We start from the raw sequence: 23,589 nt of genomic DNA on the forward strand, positions 1-23,589 counted from the left end.
GGCCGACGCGGAATCGGACCGGAACCGCCGGGCAGCGGACCGGCCGGGGTGCGCGGAATCGCGCCGGTCCCCCCCGGTGCGGGGCGACCGGGAGGAGGGCCCGCCGGAATTCGAGGAATCGGCCCGGTGTCCTCGACATCGCGCGGATCGGGTAAGGCCGCGTCACCCAGGGCGTCGCCGTGCGAAAAACCATTGGGGGGGAACCCATTTCGACGATATTCACCGGAGGGGGCACGCCCCCCGGGTGCACCCGGGTGCGGATGATCGCCCGGATAGCCCGGTACTACCGGCTCCGGGTCGGGCCGGCCGTGTCGGCCGTGCCGTCCGCCGGGCTGCTCGGAAAGCGGTTCGGGCCGGTACTGCGGCTCGGAATAGCCCGGCGCATAAGCGGGTTCGTGATAACCCTCCCCTGGGTCGGCGGCGTGATGAGCACCGGCGCGTTGCGCGTAACCGCCTTCGGCGTAATAGGCCCGGGCATCGCCGTACTCCGGAGCGGCGGCACCGTAGCCGAATTCGTCGCGGCCGAAATCGTCGGGGGCGAAATCCTCGCGCTCCGCATCGTGATCGGAGCGATGATCGCCACGGCCGAACATGGTCATACCTCCCCTCCGGCGATGTCCGGCCCGCCGGTCTGCCGGGTCAGGCTGTGGTGGCCACCGCTGGACCCGTAACCGCCTGCGCCACGCGAAGTCTCGTCGAGTTGCTCGACCTCGACGAAATCCACCAACTCCACCCGCTGCACCAGCAGTTGCGCGATCCGATCGCCGCGACGCAACTGGATCGGCGTGCGCGGGTCGTGGTTGATCAGGCAGACCTTGATCTCGCCCCGGTACCCCGCGTCGACCGTGCCCGGCGTGTTCACGATCGACAGACCCGTCTTCGCCGCCAAGCCGGACCGGGGATGGATCAGGCCGACGGTGCCCACCGGCAACGCGACGGCGATTCCGGTACCGACGAGCACCCGCTCGCCCGGCTCCAGGATGACGTCTTCGGTGGTGCACAAATCCACACCGGCATCTCCGGGGTGCGCACGCGTGGGCACCGGGACGCCGGGATCTAGCCGCAGCAGAGGTATGGGTGCAATTCCGGTCACGTCCAGCGAGCCTACGCGTTGCGCGCCATGATCGTGGCAGCGCCGGGCCGCGACTCGGCGGTGTGCATCGGACCCGGTGTGGCGTGCGCCGCAGCGGCTCCCGGCGGTATCGAATATGTCGGCCTGACCTAGTCTGATGTGGTGTCCGACCAGTCCCAGTCCACGCCTCCGCACGAGTCCGCCGCGCCCGCGTCGGGCAGCGCCCCAGCCCCCGTCTATTCCGAACGGCTGTGGGTGCCGCTGTGGTGGTGGCCGATAGCGCTGGGCATCACCGGACTGCTCGCTGCCGAGATTCACATGGGCGCTCCCGGGATCCGGGCCTGGCTGCCCTACGTCCTGCTGTTCCCGGTTCCGGTGTGGGCGCTGCTGTGGGTCAGCCGCCACCGAGTGGAAGTGGCGCCGGATGCCGACGGCATCCTCGAATTACGCGCGGACCGGGCCCACCTGCCGGTAACGTATGTATCCCGGGCAGTGGCGGTTCCGGCCAGCGCCAAGAGCGCGGCGCTGGGTCGTCAGCTCGACCCGGCCGCATTCGTCCAGCATCGACCCTGGATCGGGCCCATGGTCCTACTCGTCCTCGACGATCCGGACGATCCCGCTCCGTACTGGCTGGTCAGCACGCGTAAACCCGAGCAGGTGCTGGCCGCGCTCGGCGTGCCGAGCGCGGGCTGACGGAACCTGCCGGGTTGTTCGTCGTCGTTTCGTTCTGTCGTGCCCGCCGCGGAGATTCTCCGCTCAGGCTGCACAATCCATGCAGATCATCTGCCCGCCGGCTTCGCTGGCGAGTCTGCTGCGGTGGTGAACCAGGAAGCAGCTCGAACAGGTGAACTCGTCGGCCTGCTTCGGGATCACCCGGACCGAGAGCACCTCCTCGGACAGATCCGCGCCGGGAAGTTCGAACGACTCCGCGGTATCGGATTCGTCGATATCCACGACGGCGGACGCGGCCTCGTTGCGACGAGCCTTCAGCTCCTCGAGCGAGTCCTCCGACACCTCGTCGGATTCACTGCGCCTAGGTGCGTCATAGTCGGTTGCCATGTCGTCTTCCCCTCGTCCTTACTCCGTATATCCCGGACCGGCCCCACCGCGTCGATCCCTTTCGGAATCGGCTCGGCGACCACCGTCCCGCCGTGGTGCACGTCACGTGTACACCGCTCGCCGCCCGGCCGGATCACCGAGATCCATACCGGATCGCGCTCGGTCAACGCAGGACATGTCCTGGTTGTTCCCGAAATCGCTTCCCTGATTCACATCAGCCGATTCGAATCGGGCCGCCAGACAATAGCGGACCCTGGAGCAAAAGTCGCAATCAAAACACAAGCGAGTCGAAACCGACGGGTAATCGTCACTGCGACCCCGGTCGGGACACGTTATGCGGCCGTCCCGTGTTCCCCGGTTTCCCCGGGCGTGACCCGACCGCGATGCGGATCGGCCTTCGGTTGCTCGTCACGCCGATATCTCTATCGCATCCGGACCCGATTTCCGCGCCGCAGCGCCGGGCGAGGTGTCCGCATGCGTGACTGTGGCCCGTCAACTCGTAAGGTGTGCGTGTGGTTTCACTGATCACCGAAGGCAGCGCGGTCGACGCCAAGGGCCGCCCATTTCTGCGACGCCGCTACCAGCCGTGGGTCGCGCTCATCGCGGTGCTGGCCCTCATCTGCGCCATCGTGTGGATCAAGGCGCTGACCACCGCCGATACCGGCCATACCGCGATGGCCTGCAATTCGCCCGCACCCGCCGCGGATCCGAACGCGCCGCAACCGGCGCAGCTGGGCCAGGTGGTGTCGCCGTCACGACTGCACGATGTCGAACCGGCTCCGCTGGCGCAGGCCAAGGTCCGGGTATTGAACGCCTCGGGTCAGCGCGGCCTCGCCGAACACATCGCGTCGAAACTCGGTGACTACGGCTTTGCGAGCCCGCCGGCGCCGGTATTCGGCAACGACCAGGTGTATGTCAACGGCGATCTGGTATGCACCGGCCAGATCCGGTACGGGGTCAACGGGCGCCCGGCGGCCGCGTCGGTGCAGCTGGTGGCTCCCTGCGCGGAGCTGATCGAGGATCAGCGCACCGACGACACCGTCGACCTCGCGCTCGGCTCGCTGTTCGGCAACGATCTGCAGCCCAGCACCGACGCCGAGGAAGTGTTGCGCGCGTTGAAGAATCCGGCGCCGGGCGGTCCGGACGTCGACTCCGCACTGCTGGAGGCCGCCCGCACCGCCCGCTGCTGACGCCCCGCCGGCGGACAGGCGACATTCGGGCAGGCGGATCTCAGGGCTCAGGGCTCGGGGATCGGCGCGCTCACCCCGAGACGCTCGAACAGGTCGGCCAGCTCGTCGGCGATACCGGGCGCCGCGGCGACGGTGAGCTCGCCCTGTGCCCCCGTGGAATCCGCCCCCGGCAGCCGCAGCACCGCGCCCGCCTCGGCGGCGATCAGGGCGCCGGCCGCCCAGTCCCACGGGTTGAGGCCGTGCTCGTAGTGCGCGTCCACGCGTCCGGCCGCCACCATGCACAGATCCAGGGCGGCCGAGCCGATCCGCCGGATATCGCGCACGCGGGGCAGCAGCCGCGCCACCAGTTCGCCCTGCCGCTCGCGGCGGGCCGCACCGTAGCCGAAGCCGGTCGCCACCAACGCCAGCCGCGCGGAGTCGACATCGTTGCAGCGCAACGGAATCACCGTGCCGTCCGATTCGGTCCGGGTGGCGCCGGCGCCGAGTCCGGCGCTGTAGGTCACCGCTGCGGCCACATCGACGACGGCGCCGGCCACCGAACGGCCACCGCGCATCGCCGCCACCGAGACCGCGTACGCCGGGATGCCGTAGACGAAGTTGACGGTTCCGTCGATCGGGTCGACCACCCAGACGATCTCGGTGTCCCCGCCCAGGCTACCGCCGCCCTCCTCGCCGAAAACCGGCTCGCCCGGCCGGGCCTGCGCCAGCAGGGACCGGATCAGCCGTTCCGTTTCGGTGTCGACCACCGTGACCGGGTCGGTCGGGGTCGATTTGGTACGGACCGACCCGTCCTCGGAGCGGCCGGGCCCGAATACCTCCGGGCGGCGGTTACGCACGTGCGCGGCCGCGGTTTCGGCCAGATACACTGCGACACGGCGTAATTCGGCGATGTCGGCGGGGTCGAGGACGGGCGGGTCGCCGATCTCGGCGGGTGAATTCGTCTCGGGCACGGCTTCCATCCGACCACAGATCCGTCCGGACTCGCATCCGCTCTCGCGCGGCGGCGCGCCGCCCGCGGTGTAACGTGCCGCTGGCACCGTCATCGGCCTATGACCACAGGGAACGAGGGAGTTCGCGATGTCCGCTCGGGGGCAAGCATTCGGAATCGATATCGGCGGTAGTGGGGTGAAGGGGGCGGTGGTCGACCTCGCCACCGGTGACCTCGCCCACGAGCGGATCAAGATCTCCACACCGCATCCCGCCACCCCGAACGCCATCGCCGAGACGGTCGCGCAACTCGTCGCCAAGGCCGACTGGGACGGTCCGGTCGGACTGACCCTGCCGAGCGTGGTGGTCAACGGCATCGCCCGCACGGCCGCCAACATCGACAAGAGCTGGATCGACACCGACGCCCGTCAGCTGTTCTCCCTGGCATTGGGCGGGCGCGACGTGGTGGTCCTCAATGACGCCGACGCCGCGGGCCTGGCCGAGGACCGCTACGGCGCCGCCCGCAATATCGACGGCCTGGTGATGCTGCTGACCTTCGGGACGGGCATCGGCTCGGCGCTGCTACATCACGGCGTTCTCGTTCCGAACACCGAACTCGGTCATCTCGAGGTGCACGGCAAGGAGGCCGAACATCGGGCGGCCTCCTCGGTGAAGGAACGAAAGAATTTGTCGTACAAGGAGTGGGCCGCGGAGGTGTCCAAGGTATTGATCACCCTCGAGGATCTGTTCTGGCCGACGGTCTTCGTCGCCGGCGGCGGGATCAGCCGCGATGCCGAACACTGGATCCCCTTGCTGGCCAATCGGACTCCCGTGGTGGCCGCTCATCTGCGGAATACCGCGGGTATCGTCGGCGCCGCGATGGCCGTCGATAGCGGGATCGCACCGTGAGCACTCGTTGCCGATAGTTACAATGGAACGAGACCGGCGGTGAGCCGGAAAACGACCCCGGCACGAGAGCCGGGTTTAACCCCGACAGAACCGCTCCGCCGGATGATTACTCTGGCGTGACGCCGCACGAGACCGTCACGAAAGGGCGTACGTGGTAGCCACGAATACCCGACAGACCGCCGAATCGGCCGACGCTGCCGACTCCGCAGAAAGCACCGCAGCACGGCCGGTCCGCAAGGCTGCCGCAAAAAAGGCCCCGGCCAAGAAGGCCGCCGCGAAGAAGGCACCCGCCAAGAAGGCGGGAGCCAAGGCTGCGAAGAAAGCACCCGCCAAGAAGGCCACCACCAAGAAGGCGGCCCCCGGTGCGGACAACGAGACCGACGAACCTCTCGACGACGAGTCGCTGGAACTCGACGACCTGGGCGACCTGGAGGTTTCCGAGGACGATCTGAGCGATGAGGGCGACGACCTGGTCGAAGAGGTCGCCGAGGAGGAGGCCGAGGACGAGGAGGCCGACGAGCCGTCGGAGAAGGACAAGGCCTCCGGCGACTTCGTCTGGGACGAGGAGGAATCCGAGGCGCTGCGGCAGGCCCGCAAGGACGCCGAGCTCACCGCCTCCGCGGACTCGGTGCGCGCCTACCTCAAGCAGATCGGCAAGGTCGCGCTGCTCAACGCGGAAGAGGAGGTCGAACTCGCCAAGCGGATCGAGGCCGGCCTCTACGCCACCGAGAAGCTGCGCGAATTCGCGGACAAGGGTGAGAAGCTGCCCGTGGCCACCCGCCGCGACCTGCAATGGATCATGCGCGACGGGAACCGGGCCAAGAATCACCTGCTCGAGGCCAACCTGCGGCTGGTCGTCTCGCTGGCCAAGCGCTACACCGGCCGCGGTATGGCGTTCCTGGACCTGATCCAGGAGGGCAACCTGGGTCTGATCCGCGCGGTGGAGAAGTTCGACTACACCAAGGGCTACAAGTTCTCCACGTACGCCACCTGGTGGATTCGGCAGGCCATCACCCGCGCGATGGCCGATCAGGCTCGCACCATCCGCATTCCGGTGCACATGGTCGAGGTCATCAACAAGCTGGGGCGGATCCAGCGTGAGCTGCTGCAGGACCTGGGTCGCGAGCCCACGCCCGAAGAGCTCGCCAAGGAAATGGACATCACCCCGGAGAAGGTCCTCGAGATCCAGCAGTATGCGCGCGAGCCCATCTCGCTGGACCAGACCATCGGTGACGAGGGCGATTCCCAGCTCGGCGATTTCATCGAGGATTCCGAGGCGGTCGTCGCGGTCGACGCGGTGAGCTTCACACTGCTGCAGGACCAGTTGCAGTCGGTGCTGGAGACGTTGTCCGAACGCGAGGCGGGCGTGGTCCGGCTGCGCTTCGGCCTGACCGACGGCCAGCCGCGCACCCTCGACGAGATCGGCCAGGTGTACGGGGTCACCCGGGAACGCATCCGGCAGATCGAGTCGAAGACCATGAGCAAGCTGCGCCACCCCAGCCGCTCCCAGGTTTTGCGCGACTACCTGGACTGATACCGAACCGCTACGACGATGGCGCCGAGGCTCGACCTCGGCGCCATCGTCGTATGTGCGGGCCATGGCACCGCGCGGCCAATAGGCTGGGCTGTCGTGGATCAGTTGGTGTTGGTGTTCGTACTGGCGTTCGCGACGATCCTGGCGCAGCCGTTGGGCAGACGTATCGGTCTGGCACCCGCGGTGCTGATGACGATCTTCGGCCTGATCATGGCCGTGCTGCCGTTCGTCCCGAATATCGCGCTGGCGCCGGATCTGATCCTGCCGCTGGTGCTGCCTCCGCTGCTGTACGCGTCCGCGCGCCGGACCTCCTGGCAGCAGTTCGCCTCCAACGCCGGCGCGATTCTGCTGCGCGCGGTCGGCCTGGTGGTGGCGACGGCGGCCGCGGTCGCGGCGATCTTCCATCTCTGGTACCCGGCCCTGCCGGTGGGCACCGCCTTCGCGCTCGGCGCGGTGGTGGCGCCCCCGGATCCGGTGGCGGTGAGCGCGATGGCCGACCGGCTCGGGCTGCCGCGGCGTCTGGTCGCCGTGCTGGAGGGCGAGGGACTGTTCAACGACGTGACGGCCGTCGTGATCTACGACGTGGCGGTGCACGCGGTGGTCACCGGACATTTCTCCACCTGGCGAACCGCGGTGGATTTCGTCGTGTCCGCGGTGGTCGCGGTGGCGGTCGGGCTGGCGCTGGGCTGGGCCGGCAGCGCCCTGATGCGGCGGCTGACCGAAGCGCCGTGGCAGGTCGCCCTGGGATTGCTGTTGCCGTTCGCCGCCTACGGCCTGGCCGAGGCCGCGCACGGATCGGCGGTGCTGGCCGTATTGGTGTGCGCCCTGTATCTGACCGATGCGGCAACGGATTTCAGCGATGTGGGCTACCGGATCGTGGGCGATTCCTTCTGGGACGTCATCGACATGTTGGTGACCGGATTCGCCTTCGGACTGGTCGGCCTGGAGCTCAGTACCGTGCTGGCCACCACGGGACCGGATTGGCCGCGGCTGCTGGGCGGCGCGGCGGCGGTGGTCGGCGTCGTCGTGGGATTGCGGCTGCTGTGGTTGCTGGCCAGTACCGGGCTGTTCCGTGGCTGGTGGCGACGCCGACGAGTGGACGAGCCCTATACCTGGCGCGAAACGGTGGTCACCTGGTGGGCCGGGATGCGCGGGGTGGTGACGGTGGCCCTGGCGCTGGCCTTGCCGCTGACCACGGATGCCGGCGCGGATTTTCCCGGCCGCACCGAGGTGCTGTTCATCTCGTTCGTCGTCGTCCTGTTCACGCTGCTGCTGCAGGGGCCGACCCTGCCCCTGGTGGTTCGGTGGACCGGGGTGCAGGCCGATACCGAGGTCGAGCGGGACCTGGAACGGCGGCTGTGGACGCGGATCCTGCGCGCCGAACTGGTCCGGCTGGAGGAGATCGCCGACAACGAGGATCTGCCCGACGAGGTCTACCAGCGGCTGCGCGACAGCGTGGAACGGCGGCTGGTGCGCGCGGATCCGGAGGCCGCCGAGGCCGCCGACGGAAGCAAGGCCGTGGAACACGCGATGCGGCTGACCGGCAAGTTGCGCACGATCAGCAACGAGGTTCTCGACGCGGGCCGCAGCGAAGCGCTGGCCGCGCGGCGCGAACCCGATATGCCGCCGGATCTGGTGGACCGGGTGATGCGCCGCCTGGATCTGCGCCCACCCCCGCTGCTGTGAGATTGCGGTGGTGCCGCCGACCGGGACGCCTCGTCAACCGTGCTGAACAGGACCGATGATCCGCCACCGGCTCCGACCCATCCACTGCGAGCTGGGCACACAGCTCAGCAAATACGAGCTAATTTCCCGGACAATGCTTCTCTAAATTTACTACCAGCGGGTATATCGCTAGTGTGCGGAGCGTCACCGGCGTGTGATGCGGTGACGACGATTCTGGCAAGGAGTCCGCATGCTTCAGATCGACCAGTTCACCTACGGGTGGTTGACGCCCGTGCTGGCCTATGTCATGTCCGTCATCGGGTCGTTGCTCGCGTTGCGCTGCATGGTCCGCGCCCGAGCCAACCCCGGCCACCGCGGGTGGATCGTCACCGCGGCGATCGCATTGGGCGGCACCGGCGTCTGGGTGATGCACTTCATTGCCATGCTGGGCTTTTCGGTGCACGGCGCGACGATTCGCTACAACATCCCGATCACTCTGATCAGTGCGGCGATCGCGGTCGCGGTGGTGTGGATCGGACTGTCCCTGGTGCTGCGCCGGCGGGGCGGCACCTCCGCGCTCCTGACCGGCGGAGCGATCACGGGCCTCGGCGTGGCCGCCATGCACTATGCCGGGATGTACGCGATGAAAACCGATGTGGCACTGCACTACGACCGTGGGTGGTGCTGGCCTCGATCGTGATCGCCGTCGTTGCCGCGACCGCCGCCCTGTGGTTCGCCCTGCATGTCGAGGGCCTGCCGGCGACGATCGGCTCGGCGATGATCATGGGCGTCGCGGTGTGCGGTATGCACTACACCGGCATGTACGCCATGCAGGCGCATATGACCGACCATATGAGCGCTCCGTCCGGTGCGCAGGCCCATCAGCTGCTGACGCCGTTGATCATCGGCGTGAGCATGGTGACCCTGCTGCTGTTCCTGCAGGTCGGGATCACCGACATCCACGAGCCGGATCTGTCGCGGATCCGCGGCCAACGCGCCAGCCGGTACTGGCCCAGCCGCACCCCGTCGACGGACGTGCCGGTGGCCGAGAGTGTCCCACCGCGGGACCGTCGCGCCCCCGTGGAGGACGGACCGCAGCACCGCCGCTGGTGACGCCCGGCTCGCCGAACCCGGGATGCGCCCGCGTCCGCGGCCCGATTGCGCGGGTCGCCACGCACCAGGGCGCAGCGCGGGCGACACTGGCTGGGTGGCGTCCTCCGCATTGAATCACTACCGGTCCCCGTGGATCCGGACCGTCGATCTCGCGTCCGTTCGGCGGCCGATACTGGACTGGTGGCACGGCCCCGACCGGATCTATCGCGCCGGGAAAGCCGTCCACGACCACCTGGCCGGGGCCCCGGCCTCCTGCGCCTATGCCTTCACGCTGTTCGTGACGTGGTGGACCTTGCGCGGAATCAGCGATTTCGCCGGGCACCGGCTGATTCTGTCCGCGTCGACGAATCTGCACAACATGCGCCGTGAACCCGTTCAGGTGCTGGTCGCCTCGGCGTTCTGGACCGACGGCGGATTTCCGTGGGTCACCATCCTCGGATTCCTGACCGTGATGGCGTTCGCCGAACGCTGGCTCGGCACGCTGCGGTGGATCATGGTCTTCGCCTGCGGCCATGTCGGCGCTTCCCTGGTCGTGGTCACCGGCATCGCCTTCGCGGTGCACCACGAGCTGATCCCGTTGCGGGTGGTGGTCGCCTCCGATGTGGGGTCGTCATACGGCTTCACCGCGGTACTGGCCGCGCTGACCTACCATCTGCGCGGGACCCCGCGCAGCGTATGGGCGGCAGGACTGCTCGTGTGGTTCGGTTTCGCCGCCTGGCACGGCCGCACGTTCACCGATTACGGTCACCTGACCGCGTTACTCATCGGCTTTCTGGTCGGCGCCGTCGCGGTGGCGCTGTCGCGGCGGCTGGAGCGGATCCGGGACCGGCAGCGAGCCGACGCGAGCCGAACCCGGACCGCCGCCGAGGCGCCGGCTCCGCCGAACCCGCGGTCCCCGGCCCACGACGACGAGCCGTCAGCCGGCGGCCGGAGCGAGCCGACGCTGCGTTGACCGCACCACCGGTTCGACCACGCGCGCGGCCACCGGTCCCAGAACCGCCATCAGCAGGACGTACGCCGAGGCCAGGGCGGCGAGCTTACCTTCGACGGCGCCCACCGAAACCGCCAGTCCCGCAATGACGATCGAGAACTCACCGCGGGCGACCAGGGCGGCACCGGCTCGCGCGCGACCCAGCCGGCCGATCCCCTGCCGCCGGGCCGCGTACCAGCCGGTACCGATCTTGGTGAGGGTGGTGATCACCGCCAACAGCACGGCCCAGCCCAATACCTGCGGAATTTTCTGCGGATCGGTGTTGAGGCCGAAGGCCACGAAGAAGATGGCGGCGAACAGATCTCGTAGTGGCTCGAGCAGTTTGGCGGCGCTCTGTGCGGTCGATCCGGAGATCGCGATGCCCAGCAGGAAGGCGCCGACAGCCGCGGAAACGTTGAGCGCCGAGGCGATTCCGGCGACCAGCAGAGCCGCGCCGAGCAGCTGCAGCAGGAACACCTCGCGGTCCTTGCTGTCCACGATCGCGGAGACGTAGCGGCCGTAGCGCAGCGCGATGACGAGGACCACGGTGATCACCAGCAGCGCGAGCGCCAGCGACCGCAGGCCCGCGAGCCAGCCCACTCCGGCCAGCAGTGTCGTCAGGATCGGCAGGTAGACCGCCATCGCCAGATCCTCGAAGACCAGGACGGACAACACGACCGGGGTTTCCCGGTTACCGAGCCGCCCGAGATCGTTGAGCACCTTCGCCGCGATTCCGGACGACGAGATGTAGGTGACGCCGGCGAGGGTGATCGCCCCGGTGGGTCCCCAGCCCAGGATGAGCGCCACGACCGCGCCCGGGGTCGCGTTGAGGACGATGTCGAGCAGACCGGCCAGCCAGGATTTGCGCATTCCGGTCATGAGTTCCGGCGCGGTGTATTCCAGGCCGAGTAGCAACAACAGCAGGACGACACCGATTTCGCCCGCGAGATGGCCGAATTCGGCAGCGGCCTTGACGGTCATGACCCCGCCCTCACCGAAGGCGAGACCACCGAGCAGATACAGCGGAATCGGGGACATGCCGAAACGCCCTGCGACGCGCCCCAGAACCCCCAGGGCGAACAGGACCGCTCCGAGCTCGAACAGCGCTAGTGCGGTCGATTCCACCGGCTCACCCGTCGGTCAGAATCTCGAGGGCCGCATCCAGGCCCTGCGGGGTTCCGACCACAACCAGCAGATCTCCCGCGACGAGAACGAAGTCCGGACCGGGCGAGGGGTAGATCTGCCCGGCCCGCATCACCGCCACGATCGAGGCCTTGGTGCGGGTGCGCATCCGGGTCTCGCCCAGGGAACGGCCCGAATAGGGCGAATCGTCGCCGATCGGAAGCTGGCGGGTGGTGATACCGGGAAGATCGCGATGGTCCTCCCGCAGCTTCTCCACCAACTGGGGTGCGCCGAGCAGATTGGCCAGCACCGCGGCTTCGTCGACGGTGAGCGGCACCTGCGCCGCGCAGTCGTCGGGATCGTCGTGCTTGGACACGATGAGGTCGATGCCGCCGTCGCGGTGGGCGACGACGCCGATCCGGCGGCCGGACCGAGCCTCGAAGTCCTTGCGTACGCCAATTCCGGGCAGCTGGGTCACGTCGACGTTCACGAAATCCAGCCTAGATCAAGGATTTCGAGATGCCGGCCACAGCTCCGGATCGGCAGTGAGTGCCGGAAATGTCCCCTTTTCATCACAGGCATAGTAACTGGTGCCGATCACCGCTGTGGCGGGTAGCGGCCCGTACAGGTGCGGAAACCGCATCGAATCCGGATCCTCGGGCACACCCGGCTCCCAGCGCACCGGCGCCTCGAGACGATCCGGGTCGATCCAGAGCAGCAGCAGGTCGGCGCGGCCGGCGAACAACCGGTTCGCCGGCAGATGCACCTGATGCGGCGCGGACAGATGCAGGAACCCCTCGGTCGCGAGCGAAGGCGCCACCCGTTCGCCGCTGCGCTGCGCCTGTTCCCACTCCGCGAGCGTGCACAGGTGAACCAGCATGGGGCGGTTGGCTTCTTGCGGTCGCGGTGTGGGCTGGGCAACATCGTCGGTGGTCACGGCTGCACCCTACCCAGCGCGCGCGGGCGACCCGCCGCACCGAGCGAATTGGACGGTTGATTGTCGGATACGCCGGGTAATCTGCCGGCAGACAACTGGATCGGCCTGTTACCGGAGTGTTGAACCACAGGTGGTGAACCGAGGTTCCCAAGGGTGGCCATGGTGTTCGCCCACAGCGAAATACCTGGTCATGTTAGGGAAAACACATACAAACATCTTCGGGAACAAAGCCCCCGTCCCGAACGTCTGACAGAGTAGTCATCAGCCACTGCTGGGAAGTAGCGGTAGCGAGCCCGCGGAAGGGACCGTGGGCCCCACACCAGGCGAACGGCATTCTGCGCCGGGAGCCAGGACGGAGGAGTCATGCCAGGAACACTGACAAGCACCCCACTGACTGCGGTCGACCGTTGCGACCGCTGCGGGGCGGCGGCGCGCGTCCGCGCGACACTTCCCGCAGGTGGCGAGTTGCTCTTCTGCCAGCATCACGCGAACGAGCACATGGAGCGTCTGCGCGAACTCGAGGCAGTCATCGACACCGAGTCGGCGCCGGCGCTGTAGTCCGGCTCCTCACGTCCCCTGTCAGCCCACGGGCGGCCCTCGGGCCGCCCGTTCTCATATCCGGACTCTCCTATCCGGACGGCACGGCTCGGACCCGCAGGGTTCGCACCAGACCCTCCACCAGCCGCGCCAGCCCGAATTCGAAGGCCCCGTCGGGATCACCCGGTGCCTGATACTGCTCACCGACCGCGGCGCCCACCCGCTCCGAGAGCGGGAAATGCTGCCCGGCCATCGCCTCGGTCAGCAGCGGCCCGTGCACCTGCCACCAGTGCGCGTCGCTCATCTCCTCGGCGCCGCGCCGTGCCGCGACAGCGGTGCGAGCGTTGCCGGTCGCGAAATCGGAGAGCACGGCGATGGTGCGGTCCATCTCGACATCGGTCAGCCCCAGATCCGCCAGTGCGGTCAGCTGCCGCTCGTAGCGGCGCAGCCGCCCGGGTCCCAGGTCCAACCGCCACGGCGGCACCTCCAGCAGCCACGGATGCCCGAGCAGTTCGGCGCGCACACCACGCGCGATGGCGGCGAGCCGTTCCCGGGCCGGCAGTTCGGGATCGATCGGCGCGTCCTCCTCGGCGACCCGGTCCACCATGGCGATGACCAGCGCCTGTTTGTCCGGGACATAGGTGTACAAACTCATCGGCCGCAAGCCCAGCGCGGTCGCCACCGCACGAATCGACACCGCCGCGTAGCCGTCGCGGTCGGCGATCTCCACCGCGGTGCGGATCACCGCGTCCACCTCGACCGTCTGTTTCGGCCCCCGCATCGCCGGACGCGCCGGAAGTTCGTGGCGCCACAGCAGAGCGATCACCTGTCCGGCACGGTCCGCGGCCGATTTCCGGGTCACATCCCCTCCTCGGGAATCTCTGTACGGCGTACGTGGTTATAATACTCCGTACGCCATACGGAGTTAAGCGGAGGGTCGTTCTGCACAGCACACATGCCACTTATCTGCCCGATCGGCACGCCTTCGCGCTGTGGACCTGGTCCGGCCGGGCGCCGGGTCCGGCCCCGGCCGGACAGCGCGAGACCGTTCGGCTCGCGATACCGACCCCCGACGGCACGACCATCGCCGTGCAGGAGGTCGAATGCGCGGTGATCGACCCCGGTGACCTCCCCGCGGACGTCCCCGAGGCCGGCCCCTCCCTGGCGGCCTGGCGGACCGTGGCGCACGCGGGCGGCGGTCCCGAAGTCTTGCCGCCCGCGGCGCATGCCGTGCCGAACGCCGCGGCGACGGCGATCGTGTCCGCCGATCGTGCGGTCGACGCCTTTCTGGCCACCGAACGAATCGACCGGGAGCTCGGCGATGCGCTGCGGGCGCGACTGCGGCCCTACCAAGCTCGTGGAATCTCGTGGCTGCATCGGGCCACCGCCGAACACGGCGGAGCCGTCCTCGCGGACGAGATGGGGCTGGGAAAGACGGTGCAGGCCATCGGTTTCCTCCTCGGCCGGGCCGAAAAGGGACCCCAGCTGGTGGTCTGCCCGACCTCGCTGGTCGGCAACTGGGTGCACGAAATCACGCGATTCGCGCCGGATCTGCGTCCGCGGGCGTGGCGCGGCGGACCCATCGACGGCGCGGCGCCGGGCGCGGTCGTGGTCTGCGGATATCCGACGCTGCGCGGCCAGGCCCCGGTGGCGGCGGAGACGAGTTGGGCGACGGCGATTTTCGATGAGGCGCAGATCCTGAAGAATCCCCGCACCCAGGTCGCGCGCGCCGCGCGCGGCCTGACCACCCAGGCGCGGGTAGCACTCACCGGGACCCCGGTGGAGAACCATCTCGATGAACTGTGGGCGCTGCTGAATCTGGTAACCCCCGCCGCCTTCACCCATAAAGCCCGCTTCCGGCGCCGCTACGTCCGCCCGGTCGAGGAGGGTTCCGCCGTCGCGGTGCGGCGTCTGCACGACGCGATCGAGCCGATCGTCCTGGCGCGGAAGAAGATTCAGGTCGCGGCGGCGCTCCCACCGAAGCTCCACACCGACCTGGTGTGTGATCTGACCGAGGAGCAGCAGCGGCTCTACGACGAAGTGCTCGCCCGCGCCGAGGCGGACGGATTCGGCGCGGGCGCCGAGCGCAACGCGCGGGTGCTGGCCGCGCTCACCGCGCTCAAACAGGTCTGCAACCATCCCGGACTGATTACCGGCGATCTCGCGCAACTCGCCGGGCGCAGCGGCAAATTCGACGTGTGTGCCGACATTCTGGCCAACAACCTCGAACTCGGCTGCGCCACCCTGGTTTTCACGCAGTACCGGCGCACCGGCGAACTACTGGCGAGGCATTGCGCCGAGCAGTTCGGGATCGCGGCGCCGGTTTTCCACGGCGGGCTGTCGACCACCGAACGGGCCGATCTGGTTGCCGAATTCCAGTCGCCGCAGGGGCCGCCGGTCCTGATCCTGAGCCTGCGGGCCGCGGGCACCGGTCTCACCCTGACCCGCGCCGCGGACGTGATCCATTACGACCGGTGGTGGAATCCGGCGGTGGAGGCCCAGGCCTCCGACCGTGCCCACCGGATCGGCCAGACCCGCCCGGTCACGATCACCACCCTGACCAGTGCGACCACCGTGGAGGAACATATCGCCGGCATGCACGATCGCAAGGCGGCGCTGGCCGGATTGGGCAGCGGCGACGGGCGGTCGGCGGTGTCGCGGCTGGCCCGGCTCGACGACGATCATCTCCTGGCGGTGTTGCGCCGGAAACGAGGCAATTGACATGCCCGACAACGAATTCGGCTACACACCGTGGGGAATGGGCTGGGTCCGGCTGGCCGAGCCGATCAGTGCCGCCCGTCCCGAACCGCTTCTGCCTCGGGCACGCAGTATCGCCCGCCACGGCGGGGTGGAACTGGAGCTCGACGGGACTTCGGTCCGAGCCCGGATCCATCGGGGTGGGCAGGCCTCGGTCACCCATCTGGAACTCGAGGCACTGCCCGCGGACCGGGTCGCCGCCATCGCGGCACATATCCCCGCCCACACTGTCGAATTGACCGATGCGGTCCATACCGCCCTGACCGCCGCCGATCTCGTGCCGACACCGCGGCTGGCGCACTCGGACTGCTCGTGTTCGGCGCGTACGCCCCGCTGCCTGCACCTGCTCGCCACCTGTTACGCACTGGCCCGCCAGGTGGATGAAAACCCTTGGCTGACACTGGATCTCCAGGGATACCGCACCGGCGGGCGGGCAGCCGGCCACACGGCCGCGCCCGCCCGCTGGACACCCCTCGACAGCGTGGATCCGGCGCTGTTCTTCACCCGCTGACCGCGCCGACCCGGCTTGTGCCGCCCGTCGATCAGGCGTTGGTACCTCCGTCGACGGTCAGCGTGGCCCCGGTCAGGCGGGCACCGGCCGGGCCGGCCAAAAACGAGACGACACCGGCGACGTCGTCGGCCTCGCCGAAACTGCCGAGCGCGGAAAAGCGGAGCTGGTTCTCGGCATGGCCGCCGGCGGCGGGGTTCATGTCGGTGTCGGTGGACCCGGGCTGGACCAGGTTGACGGTGATTCCGCGCGGGCCCAGTTCCCGGGCCAGCGCCCGGGTGAATCCGTTGAGCGCGGACTTGCTCAGGTTGTACAGCGTCAGTCCCTCGAACAGCGCCCGGTCGGACAGGTTGGAGCCGATGCTGATGATTCGCCCGCCGCGATCCATATAGCCCAGCGCGGCCTGCGCGGCGACGAACGCGGCGCGGGCGTGGATGTGCAGCGCCTCGTCGACTTCGGCGACGGTGAATTCGGCGAACGGCTTGGCCGGGAAGATTCCCGCGTTGTTGACCAGGATGTCGACACCGCCCAGCTCGGCAGCGGTGCGGTGGACCGCCGCCACGACCTGTTCGGCGTCGGCGCTGTCGGCGCGCACCGCGAGCGCCCGCCGGCCGGCGGCCCGGATGTCGGCGACCACGGCTTCGGCCGCCTCGGCGCCGTTGCGGTAGGTGAGCGCCACATCGGCGCCGTCGGCGGCCAGCCGCCGCGCGATCGCCGCACCGATCCCTCGGCTTCCGCCGGTCACGAGGGCCACTGCTCCGGTCGACTCACTCATCTGCACTCCTATTTTTGTGTCGATCAGTACAAAAATAGCCAAGCAGGTTCGACCCCTTGCCGTCAAGAGATATATTTAATGATCGATACAGAAAGAGGTTCGACGATGGCCGAACGGGGACGCCCACGGGGATTCGATCGCGACACCGCTTTGCGCCGGGCCATGGAGGTGTTCTGGGAACACGGCTACGAAGGCGCGTCGATGAGTGACCTCACCACCGCGATGGGGATCAACTCGCCGAGCCTGTATGCGGCCTTCGGGTCCAAGGAGCAGCTGTTTCGCGAGGCGGTCGAGCTCTACGGCCGGACCGAGGGCAGCTACACCGACCGGGCGCTGCACACCGCGCCGACGGCGCGCGCCGCGATCGAGGCGATGCTGCGCGACAACGCGTCCGCCTACTGCGATCCCGCCACCCCGCGCGGCTGTCTGGTGGTGGTTGCCGGGCACACCGCCGCCCCCCGCAACGGCGCGGTCCGTGACTTCCTGGCCGAGCGCCGCCGCCACACCACCGAAGCCGTGCGGCAGCGGCTCGAGCGCGGCATCCGGGACGGCGATCTGGACGCCGAGGCCGATATCGCCGGGCTTGCCGACTTCTACACCGCCGTGCTGTTCGGATTGTCGGTCCAGGCCGCGGACGGGGTCGACGGGCCCCGGCTGGGCCGCACCATCGACCGCGCGCTCCAGGCTTGGCCGGAGCCGGTCGCCGCTGCCCACTGAGTATCGGCATCCATTGCGCTGCACGGGTTCTCAGCCGGACCCGGACCGCGATCGGACCGGCTACATGCGGCGCAGGGCGGCGATGCGCTGGGAGAGCTGATCGGCGGTAGCCAAGGCGGTCGGCGGACCGCCGCATTCGCGGCGCAGCTCGCCGTGGATCACGCCGTGTGGTTTGCCGGTGCGGTGATGGTGCATCGCGACCAGCGAATTGAGTTCGCGCCGCAGCTCGCCCAGCCGGTCGGCGGTGGCGACGCGCTCGGCCGCCGCGGCCGCCGACGGTCCGGCGCCCGGCATCTCTGTCACCGTGGCGGCAGCACTGCGCTCCCGGATCTGCCGACTCTGACGATCGCGCAACAGCGCCCGCATCTGCTCCGCGTCGAGCAGTCCCGGAATGCCGAGATAGTCGGCCTCCTCGTCGCTGCCGGCGAAGGTCGCGGTGCCGAAGGAATCGCCGTCGTAGATCACCTGGTCCAATTCGGCGTCCGCGGCCAGAGCGACGAAGGCGCGTTCCTCCTCGCCCGGCTCGTCCTTCTGCTTGTTGGCCTCGATCAGGAGTTCGTCGTCGAGGGCGTTCTTCTCGCGGTGCGGTTTGCCGATCACATGGTCGCGCTGCACCTCGAGCTGCGCCGCCAGATCGAGCAGCACCGGCACCGACGGCAGAAAGACGCTCGCCGTCTCGCCGGGCCGCCGGGCGCGTACGAAGCGGCCGATGGCCTGGGCGAAGTACAGCGGGGTCGAGGCGCTGGTGGCGTAGACGCCGACGGCCAGACGCGGGACGTCGACCCCCTCGGACACCATCCGCACCGCGACCATCCAGGGATCGGTGTTGTTGCTGAATTCGCCGATGCGCTTCGAGGAGGTCGGATCGTCGGACAGCACCAGTGCCGGTTTCGAGCCCGAAATATGTTCCAGCAGTTCGGCGTAGTCGCGGGCCTTCTCCTGATCGGTCGCGATCACCAACCCACCGGCATCGGGCATGCCGGTGGCGCGCAGTTGCCGCAGCCGGGTGTCGGCCGCCGCCAGGACCTTCGACATCCAGTCGCCGGCCGGATCGAGCGCGGTGCGCCAGGCCCGGGCGGTCTGCTCGGCACTCAGCGGCTCACCGAGCCGCGCCGAATACTCCTCCCCCGCGCTGTCGCGCCACTGCGCCTCACCGGAATAGGCGAGGAAGACCACGGGCCGGACCACGCCGTCGGCGAGTGCCTCGGAATAGCCGTAGGTGTAGTCGGCGCTCGATCGAGGGAAGCCCGATTCGTCCGGTTCGTAGTTCACGAACGGGATCTGTGAGTCGTCGCTGCGGAACGGGGTGCCCGTCAGCGCCAATCGGCGGGTGGCGTCACCGAAGGCCTCGGCGACGGCATCGCCCCAGCTCTTGGCGTCACCGGCATGGTGGATCTCGTCGAGGATGACGAGCGTGCGCCGGTTCTCGGTCCGCACCCGATGCTTGAACGGATGCGAGGCGACCTGCGCATAGGTGACCACGACACCGTGAAAGTCGCCGGAGGTCCCGCCGGTGCTGTTGGAGAAATTCGAATCCAGCTGAATCCCGACCCGCGCCGCCGAGGCGGCCCACTGATGCTTCAGATGCTCGGTGGGCGCGACCACGGTGATCTGGTCGACCGTTCGATCGGTGAGCAACTCGGTCGCCAACCGCAGCGCGAAGGTGGTCTTACCGGCGCCGGGCGTGGCCACGGCCAGAAAATCGCGCGGCTTGGTCGTCAGATATCTGGTGAGTGCTCTGCGCTGCCATGCTCGTAACGAACCGCCACCACCCGAAGTCACTCGACAGAGAGTAGCGACCGGCACCGACAGCGTGCCAATTCGACACCGCCTCGTTCGCCACGAATTCGGACCCGCCCCGGCTCACCTCGCCGGACCCATCGGGGCTGTGCGGCAGAACACGTGCGACACGTTCGGAGCCTGTTGCTGCCCGCGCGCGACCGGTGGGCAATGCTGTACTCACGATGTCTTCCGAGCACCCCGCCCCCACCCCCGGTGCAGCGCCGATCACCCGGCGCCTGCGCGGTCACCTCATGGCCGTGTTGCGCCGTGTCTGGGCGGTGATCGCGCGCGTCGCGGTCAAGGCGTGGGCCGATTCGATCTTCGCCAAATCGGCGGCCGCGGCCTTCTGGCAGACCCTGTCCCTGGCCCCGCTGCTGCTGGGATTGCTGGGCAGTATCGGCTACGTCGGCGGCCTGTTCGGCCCGGACACCGTGCACATCGTCGAGGGCAAGATCATCAGCTTCAGCCGGAACCTGTTCAGCTCCAACGTCGTCGACGAGATGATCGCGCCGACCGTCCGTGACGTGCTGCAGCGCGGCCGCGGCGCGGTGGTGTCGGTGGGTTTCGTGCTGTCGCTGTGGGCGGGGTCGTCGGCGATGGCGACCTTCGTGGACGCGATCGTCGCCGCCCACGGGCAGGCCGATGCCCGCCATCCGGTGTGGCAGCGGATCTTCGCGCTCGGACTGTATCTGTTGTTCCTCGTCGCGGCGGTGTTCGTGCTGCCGCTCGTGGCTCTGGGCCCGACGCTGATCGGCCGGGCACTCCCCGAAGGCTGGCGCGAGCCGGGGCTGCGCCTGATCGACAACTTCTACTATCCGGCGGCCGGCCTGCTGCTGATCGTCGGCTTGACCACGCTCTACAAGCTGGCCCTGCACCGATCGCTGCCGTGGCACCGGCTCTTCGGCGGCGCGCTGGTGGCCGGCATCTTCTTCATGACCGCCAGCGACATCCTGCGGCGATATCTGACCTACGCGGCGCGCGCGGGCGTCAGTTACGGCGCCCTGGCCACGCCGATCGCCTTCCTCCTGTTCACCTTCTTCCTGGCCTTCGCCGTGATTCTGGGCGCGGAGTTCAACGCCACCGTGCAGGAATTCTGGCCCGCCCGCGCCACCCGCTTCGAACAGCTCAAACAATGGTGGGCCCGGCGCCGGCAACGCGTCGCAGCCGCCGCGCCGCCACCCGCCGAACCTGCCGCGGCCGCCTCACGATCGGCCGAACAGGCTTCGCCGGCATCGGCCGAGAGCTCCCCGGCCGGCGGGCCGGATCGCACCACGGCGCCGGATCAGTCGGCCGGCGGCGAATCCGCCCGCTTCGATTCCGCGGCGGGCACGATCGGCGACCGGAACCGCAAGCGCATCCGGCCCGCCGGATGATCCGCCGCCCACTGCACGACGACGGCGACGGCCGACATCAGCATGAGGGCACAGGCCACCATTCCCCACGGGGTCAATGCCGCGGTGGAGAAGCTCTTGCGCGCGAGGCCCGGCACCACGGGCGAGCCGTTGCCGAACACCCAGGCCATGAAAGAGCCGATCTGGCCGCCCATGTCGTACTTGCGCGCGGTCATGGCCTTCAGGTCGGCCGCCTGCGCGTTGATGTACACCAAGGTGATCAGGACCAGCGCGGCGGAGACGACCGCGCACAGCGCCGTGTATCGCGCCGCGGCCTCGGTCCGCGCGCGAATGCTGACCAGGGCCAGAACGCACATGGCGACGATGGCCGTCGCCGCCAGAATGGCCCATGCCCCGCTGATCTGCGGCGTGCTGTTGTGCTGCTGCGACCACGCGGTCAGCTGCAGGGTGCTGGCTTCGATGCGCCCGAAGGCGTCGGTTCGCGCATGCCCGTCCGGACCGCTCGCCTTCAGCCACGGACGGAACAGCAGGAAGAGGGTCACGACACCGGCGCCGATGGCACTCCAGGGCGCCCACGTCCGCCGGAGCGGGCCGGGCCGGCCGAGTTGATCGAGGCGGCCACGGATCGGCCGGCCGGCGGAGGCATCGGGTTCGTGCGAGGCATCGCTCGACCCGTCGCGGGTTGGGTATGCCATTGCCCGAGCGTAGCCGGAACCGGAGATATGTCCGTTTAGTCTATTTCCACCGATGGGAGCATCGGGTGCGTTCGGGGTGACCTGGCACCGGGTTACAGGGAAAGGCCCATCAGAAGGGTGCACTCGATGGAACCGTCGGATCGCTCGTCGCCGTAGACGGCCACCATCGAACCGGGGCCGATGTCGGCAACCTTCGATCCGGGAAAGACGAGGACCTTGGTGGTGGCATCGGTGTGGACCGTCACGATGTTGCCGCCGGGACTGCGCACTCGCAGAACACCGCCGTCGTTGCCGACGACCGCCCCGACCGTGATGCCGCCGAGCGAGAAGGGGCCCGAGGCCGCGGGCCGCTCCGCCGCTCCGGCAGCGGCGGTGGCCGCTGCACTGGTGGTCGCGGTGGTCGAGGCGGTCGAGACGGTGGGAGTCCCTACCGACCACGACACGTTCTGCAGCAAGGCCACGAAAAGCACGGCCACGACACCGAATCCGATGAGGACGATCGTCTGCGCCCACCGCGCGAGCGCGGGACCGCCGCTCGGCTCCGCCTGAACAGACGGCCCGGCGGCCGGGTCGTACCCGGCCTCGGCCGCATGGCCGGTTTCGCCGGTCGAGCTGGGGCTGGTCTCGCTCGCCGAATCACGACCGGCCTCGCCGGCCGGATCATGACGAGCCTCGCCCACCGAGAGGGCCCGTGGCTCAGTCACTTTCGACCACGGAGTTTCCGAGCCAGCCATGAATCCAGCCTAGGAGCCGCCGGCCGGTCGACTATCGCCACTGACGGGAGCCTTCCGCGCGGCACACCGCATCGCGACGGCAGACCCTCACGAAAAGGCCGGTCGGCGAGCCCAATTCGGCCGCGACGCGGACCCGATCCGATCGAAGGCGGCGATGTCGTGCGTCGGGACCCCGCCGACGAGCACGTCACAGCTCGCCGTGGCCGTGCAGTACCGCCCGACGGTCAACCGTCGGGCGGACGAAAGTCGGCGAAGGCTAGTCCTTCTTCATCATTTCGTAGATGCGCTTGCATTCCGGGCAGACCGGCGAACCGGGCTTGGCCGACCGCGTCACCGGGAACACCTCACCGCACAAGGCCACCACGTGGGTGCCCATGACGGCACTCTCGGCGATCTTGTCCTTCTTCACGTAGTGGAAGTACTTGGGGGTGTCGTTGTCGGTCGACTCGTCGGTGGTCGTATCCGGCCGAATCAAGGTGTCGGTGCTCACCCGATCGATTCTGCCATCGCCGTGCGCCGGAGGTCGGCGGGAGTAGCCGAACCCGTCGGCGATCCGGGCGCGACCCGGCCTACCGGGGACGCCCGGAACGGCCCGATCGCCGCCCGGAGCCGCCGGGCCCCAGCCTGCTGGGCGCGTGTGCATTCGATCATGCGGAGTGGAAGACTCGGAGTATGCAGTCTGACCGCGACTCCGCCGATCCAGCTCCCGAGTCCCGGACGTCGGGCCCCGGGCGGGTCGGTTCGGAGGACGCGGACGCCCGGGCGAACGACACCGGCAGCGGGCCCCAGCCGACCTTCGAACGTCGGCCGCCCGGGTCGGTACCCCGGCCCGCCCGGCCCTCCGGTGGGTTCTTCCCGGGCGAGGACAAACATCCCGCGCTGATCACCGAGGCCGCGCCGTCGCTGGAGCAGCAGCATCGCGACCGGGTCAAGCGCTACATGATCCTGATGGGTTTCCGCATCCCCTGCCTGGTGCTGGCCGCCGTGGCCTACGGCCTGTGGAGCAACGCGCTGATCTCCCTGGCGATCATCGGGGTATCGATTCCGCTGCCGTGGATCGCGGTCCTCATCGCCAACGACCGCCCACCGCGCCGCAAGGACGAGCCCAGCCGCTGGGACGAGCGGCGGGCGGCGAAGGCGCTCGAGTCCGGGCAGCATCGATCGATCGACGGCTGAGCGGTCGGCGGCCCGAGTCCGCGTCGGCCCCGGCGAGCACAGGGCTGGACCCCGGTGG

General features: G+C 68.9%; 25 protein-coding genes and 2 pseudogenes. 14 read left to right on the forward strand and 13 right to left on the reverse strand.

The window, feature by feature from the left end:
- Positions 1-599 (reverse strand): annotated as a pseudogene (locus tag ON37_RS30990) (hypothetical protein); the annotation flags it as partial.
- Positions 596-1,093, reverse strand: a complete 498-nt coding sequence (gene dut / locus ON37_RS15475) for a dUTP diphosphatase (RefSeq protein WP_083893017.1) — start codon at positions 1,091-1,093, stop codon at positions 596-598. The gene dut and the pseudogene ON37_RS30990, both read right to left, overlap by 4 nt.
- Before the next feature lie 228 nt (positions 1,094-1,321).
- On the opposite strand from dut, the gene ON37_RS15480 reads away from it, so the two are divergent.
- Positions 1,322-1,765: a DUF3093 domain-containing protein gene (locus ON37_RS15480; RefSeq protein ID WP_040720302.1), complete on the forward strand. Its 444-nt coding sequence runs from the start codon at positions 1,322-1,324 to the stop codon at positions 1,763-1,765.
- Between the two features lie 63 nt (positions 1,766-1,828).
- Here ON37_RS15480 and ON37_RS15485 read toward each other — a convergent pair whose 3' ends face one another.
- A complete protein-coding gene (locus tag ON37_RS15485; protein WP_025351469.1) occupies positions 1,829-2,131 on the reverse strand; it encodes a DUF4193 domain-containing protein in 303 nt (100 codons plus the stop codon).
- 512 nt (positions 2,132-2,643) lie between these two features.
- On the opposite strand from ON37_RS15485, the gene cei reads away from it, so the two are divergent.
- A complete protein-coding gene (gene cei, locus ON37_RS15490) occupies positions 2,644-3,321 on the forward strand; it encodes an envelope integrity protein Cei (protein WP_040720303.1) in 678 nt (225 codons plus the stop codon).
- Between the two features lie 47 nt (positions 3,322-3,368).
- On the opposite strand, the gene ON37_RS15495 is transcribed toward cei, so the two are convergent.
- Complete coding sequence (locus ON37_RS15495) at positions 3,369-4,280, reverse strand: inositol monophosphatase family protein (protein WP_051031632.1); 912 nt, start codon at positions 4,278-4,280, stop codon at positions 3,369-3,371.
- 118 nt (positions 4,281-4,398) lie between these two features.
- On the opposite strand from ON37_RS15495, the gene ppgK reads away from it, so the two are divergent.
- The 6 genes and pseudogenes from ppgK (at position 4,399) to ON37_RS15520 (ending at position 10,421) form a co-directional block, all read left to right on the forward strand.
- The gene (gene ppgK / locus ON37_RS15500; protein ID WP_040720265.1) at positions 4,399-5,157 is read left to right on the forward strand and encodes a polyphosphate--glucose phosphotransferase; all 759 of its coding nucleotides are present in this window, start codon (positions 4,399-4,401) and stop codon (positions 5,155-5,157) included.
- A gap of 151 nt (positions 5,158-5,308) precedes the next feature.
- Entirely contained in the window at positions 5,309-6,691 is a 1,383-nt protein-coding gene (locus tag ON37_RS15505) for an RNA polymerase sigma factor (protein WP_040720266.1), read from the forward strand.
- 96 nt (positions 6,692-6,787) lie between these two features.
- On the forward strand, positions 6,788-8,377 hold the full coding sequence (locus ON37_RS15510; RefSeq protein WP_040720267.1) for a Na+/H+ antiporter: 1,590 nt from the start codon (positions 6,788-6,790) through the stop codon (positions 8,375-8,377).
- A 421-nt stretch (positions 8,378-8,798) separates the two neighbouring features.
- A pseudogene (locus ON37_RS34680) lies at positions 8,799-9,061 on the forward strand (MHYT domain-containing protein); the annotation flags it as partial.
- A gap of 135 nt (positions 9,062-9,196) precedes the next feature.
- Positions 9,197-9,469, forward strand: a complete 273-nt coding sequence (locus tag ON37_RS34685) for a hypothetical protein (RefSeq protein ID WP_339374456.1) — start codon at positions 9,197-9,199, stop codon at positions 9,467-9,469.
- A 94-nt stretch (positions 9,470-9,563) separates the two neighbouring features.
- A complete protein-coding gene (locus ON37_RS15520; RefSeq protein ID WP_174362109.1) occupies positions 9,564-10,421 on the forward strand; it encodes a rhomboid-like protein in 858 nt (285 codons plus the stop codon).
- Here ON37_RS15520 and ON37_RS15525 read toward each other — a convergent pair.
- The 3 genes from ON37_RS15525 to ON37_RS15535 are packed head-to-tail and all read right to left on the reverse strand — an operon-like array spanning position 10,386 to position 12,441.
- Positions 10,386-11,564, reverse strand: a complete 1,179-nt coding sequence (locus ON37_RS15525; protein ID WP_040720268.1) for a cation:proton antiporter — start codon at positions 11,562-11,564, stop codon at positions 10,386-10,388. The genes ON37_RS15520 and ON37_RS15525 overlap by 36 nt on opposite strands.
- Before the next feature lie 4 nt (positions 11,565-11,568).
- Positions 11,569-12,051 (reverse strand): cation:proton antiporter regulatory subunit, encoded by a 483-nt coding sequence (locus ON37_RS15530; RefSeq protein WP_040720269.1) that lies wholly within the window; start codon positions 12,049-12,051, stop codon positions 11,569-11,571.
- A gap of 15 nt (positions 12,052-12,066) precedes the next feature.
- Positions 12,067-12,441: a DUF952 domain-containing protein gene (locus ON37_RS15535; RefSeq protein WP_040720270.1), complete on the reverse strand. Its 375-nt coding sequence runs from the start codon at positions 12,439-12,441 to the stop codon at positions 12,067-12,069.
- A gap of 420 nt (positions 12,442-12,861) precedes the next feature.
- Between ON37_RS15535 and ON37_RS15540 the strand changes: the two genes are divergently transcribed.
- Positions 12,862-13,056, forward strand: a complete 195-nt coding sequence (locus ON37_RS15540) for a DUF7455 domain-containing protein (protein ID WP_030517230.1) — start codon at positions 12,862-12,864, stop codon at positions 13,054-13,056.
- A gap of 70 nt (positions 13,057-13,126) precedes the next feature.
- On the opposite strand, the gene ON37_RS15545 is transcribed toward ON37_RS15540, so the two are convergent.
- Positions 13,127-13,897 (reverse strand): TetR/AcrR family transcriptional regulator, encoded by a 771-nt coding sequence (locus ON37_RS15545; RefSeq protein ID WP_245553215.1) that lies wholly within the window; start codon positions 13,895-13,897, stop codon positions 13,127-13,129.
- Positions 13,898-14,001: 104 nt separating this feature from the next.
- Between ON37_RS15545 and ON37_RS15550 the strand changes: the two genes are divergently transcribed.
- Both ON37_RS15550 and ON37_RS15555 read left to right on the forward strand, forming a co-directional pair.
- Entirely contained in the window at positions 14,002-15,756 is a 1,755-nt protein-coding gene (locus ON37_RS15550) for a DEAD/DEAH box helicase (RefSeq protein ID WP_040720307.1), read from the forward strand.
- A 1-nt stretch (position 15,757) separates the two neighbouring features.
- Positions 15,758-16,303, forward strand: a complete 546-nt coding sequence (locus ON37_RS15555) for an SWIM zinc finger-containing protein (protein WP_040720271.1) — start codon at positions 15,758-15,760, stop codon at positions 16,301-16,303.
- Between the two features lie 31 nt (positions 16,304-16,334).
- Here ON37_RS15555 and ON37_RS15560 read toward each other — a convergent pair whose 3' ends face one another.
- Positions 16,335-17,075, reverse strand: coding sequence for an SDR family NAD(P)-dependent oxidoreductase (locus tag ON37_RS15560; RefSeq protein WP_040720272.1), 741 nt, complete (start codon positions 17,073-17,075; stop codon positions 16,335-16,337).
- 105 nt (positions 17,076-17,180) lie between these two features.
- Here ON37_RS15560 and ON37_RS15565 point away from each other — a divergent pair, with 105 nt between their 5' ends.
- Positions 17,181-17,792: a TetR/AcrR family transcriptional regulator gene (locus tag ON37_RS15565; RefSeq protein WP_040720273.1), complete on the forward strand. Its 612-nt coding sequence runs from the start codon at positions 17,181-17,183 to the stop codon at positions 17,790-17,792.
- A gap of 60 nt (positions 17,793-17,852) precedes the next feature.
- On the opposite strand, the gene ON37_RS15570 is transcribed toward ON37_RS15565, so the two are convergent.
- Positions 17,853-19,574 carry a DEAD/DEAH box helicase gene (locus ON37_RS15570; RefSeq protein WP_040720274.1) on the reverse strand — a complete coding sequence of 574 codons (1,722 nt, stop codon included), beginning with the start codon at positions 19,572-19,574 and terminating at the stop codon, positions 17,853-17,855.
- A 251-nt stretch (positions 19,575-19,825) separates the two neighbouring features.
- Here ON37_RS15570 and ON37_RS15575 point away from each other — a divergent pair, with 251 nt between their 5' ends.
- Complete coding sequence (locus ON37_RS15575; RefSeq protein WP_083893018.1) at positions 19,826-20,947, forward strand: YihY/virulence factor BrkB family protein; 1,122 nt, start codon at positions 19,826-19,828, stop codon at positions 20,945-20,947.
- Here ON37_RS15575 and ON37_RS15580 read toward each other — a convergent pair.
- The 3 genes from ON37_RS15580 to ON37_RS15590 form a co-directional block, all read right to left on the reverse strand.
- On the reverse strand, positions 20,857-21,621 hold the full coding sequence (locus ON37_RS15580) for a hypothetical protein (protein WP_040720275.1): 765 nt from the start codon (positions 21,619-21,621) through the stop codon (positions 20,857-20,859). The genes ON37_RS15575 and ON37_RS15580 overlap by 91 nt on opposite strands.
- 92 nt (positions 21,622-21,713) lie before the next feature.
- Positions 21,714-22,355, reverse strand: coding sequence for a hypothetical protein (locus tag ON37_RS15585; protein WP_157171460.1), 642 nt, complete (start codon positions 22,353-22,355; stop codon positions 21,714-21,716).
- Positions 22,356-22,611: 256 nt separating this feature from the next.
- Positions 22,612-22,845 carry a DUF3039 domain-containing protein gene (locus tag ON37_RS15590; RefSeq protein ID WP_040720277.1) on the reverse strand — a complete coding sequence of 78 codons (234 nt, stop codon included), beginning with the start codon at positions 22,843-22,845 and terminating at the stop codon, positions 22,612-22,614.
- 389 nt (positions 22,846-23,234) lie between these two features.
- Between ON37_RS15590 and ON37_RS34185 the strand changes: the two genes are divergently transcribed.
- Positions 23,235-23,531, forward strand: a complete 297-nt coding sequence (locus tag ON37_RS34185; RefSeq protein WP_051031643.1) for a DUF3099 domain-containing protein — start codon at positions 23,235-23,237, stop codon at positions 23,529-23,531.
- Positions 23,532-23,589: the final 58 nt, after the last annotated feature.

Origin of the sequence: Nocardia veterana NBRC 100344 (assembly GCF_000308855.1) — a bacterium.
Taxonomy (GTDB): Bacteria; Actinomycetota; Actinomycetes; order Mycobacteriales; family Mycobacteriaceae; genus Nocardia; species Nocardia veterana.

Bases quoted from the DNA above. Each gene is read 5' to 3' on its own strand.
- ON37_RS15485 (WP_025351469.1), bottom strand. From the start codon at position 2,131: ATGGCAACCGACTATGACGCACCTAGGCGCAGTGAATCCGACGAGGTG.
- ON37_RS15495 (WP_051031632.1), bottom strand. From the start codon at position 4,280: ATGGAAGCCGTGCCCGAGACGAATTCACCCGCCGAGATCGGCGACCCG.
- ppgK (WP_040720265.1), top strand. From the start codon at position 4,399: ATGTCCGCTCGGGGGCAAGCATTCGGAATCGATATCGGCGGTAGTGGG.
- ON37_RS34685 (WP_339374456.1), top strand. From the start codon at position 9,197: ATGACCGACCATATGAGCGCTCCGTCCGGTGCGCAGGCCCATCAGCTG.
- ON37_RS15535 (WP_040720270.1), bottom strand. From the start codon at position 12,441: ATGCTGGTTCACCTGTGCACGCTCGCGGAGTGGGAACAGGCGCAGCGC.
- ON37_RS15540 (WP_030517230.1), top strand. From the start codon at position 12,862: ATGCCAGGAACACTGACAAGCACCCCACTGACTGCGGTCGACCGTTGC.
- ON37_RS15555 (WP_040720271.1), top strand. From the start codon at position 15,758: ATGCCCGACAACGAATTCGGCTACACACCGTGGGGAATGGGCTGGGTC.
- ON37_RS15560 (WP_040720272.1), bottom strand. From the start codon at position 17,075: ATGAGTGAGTCGACCGGAGCAGTGGCCCTCGTGACCGGCGGAAGCCGA.
- ON37_RS15565 (WP_040720273.1), top strand. From the start codon at position 17,181: ATGGCCGAACGGGGACGCCCACGGGGATTCGATCGCGACACCGCTTTG.
- ON37_RS15575 (WP_083893018.1), top strand. From the start codon at position 19,826: ATGGCCGTGTTGCGCCGTGTCTGGGCGGTGATCGCGCGCGTCGCGGTC.
- ON37_RS15580 (WP_040720275.1), bottom strand. From the start codon at position 21,621: ATGGCATACCCAACCCGCGACGGGTCGAGCGATGCCTCGCACGAACCC.
- ON37_RS15585 (WP_157171460.1), bottom strand. From the start codon at position 22,355: ATGGCTGGCTCGGAAACTCCGTGGTCGAAAGTGACTGAGCCACGGGCC.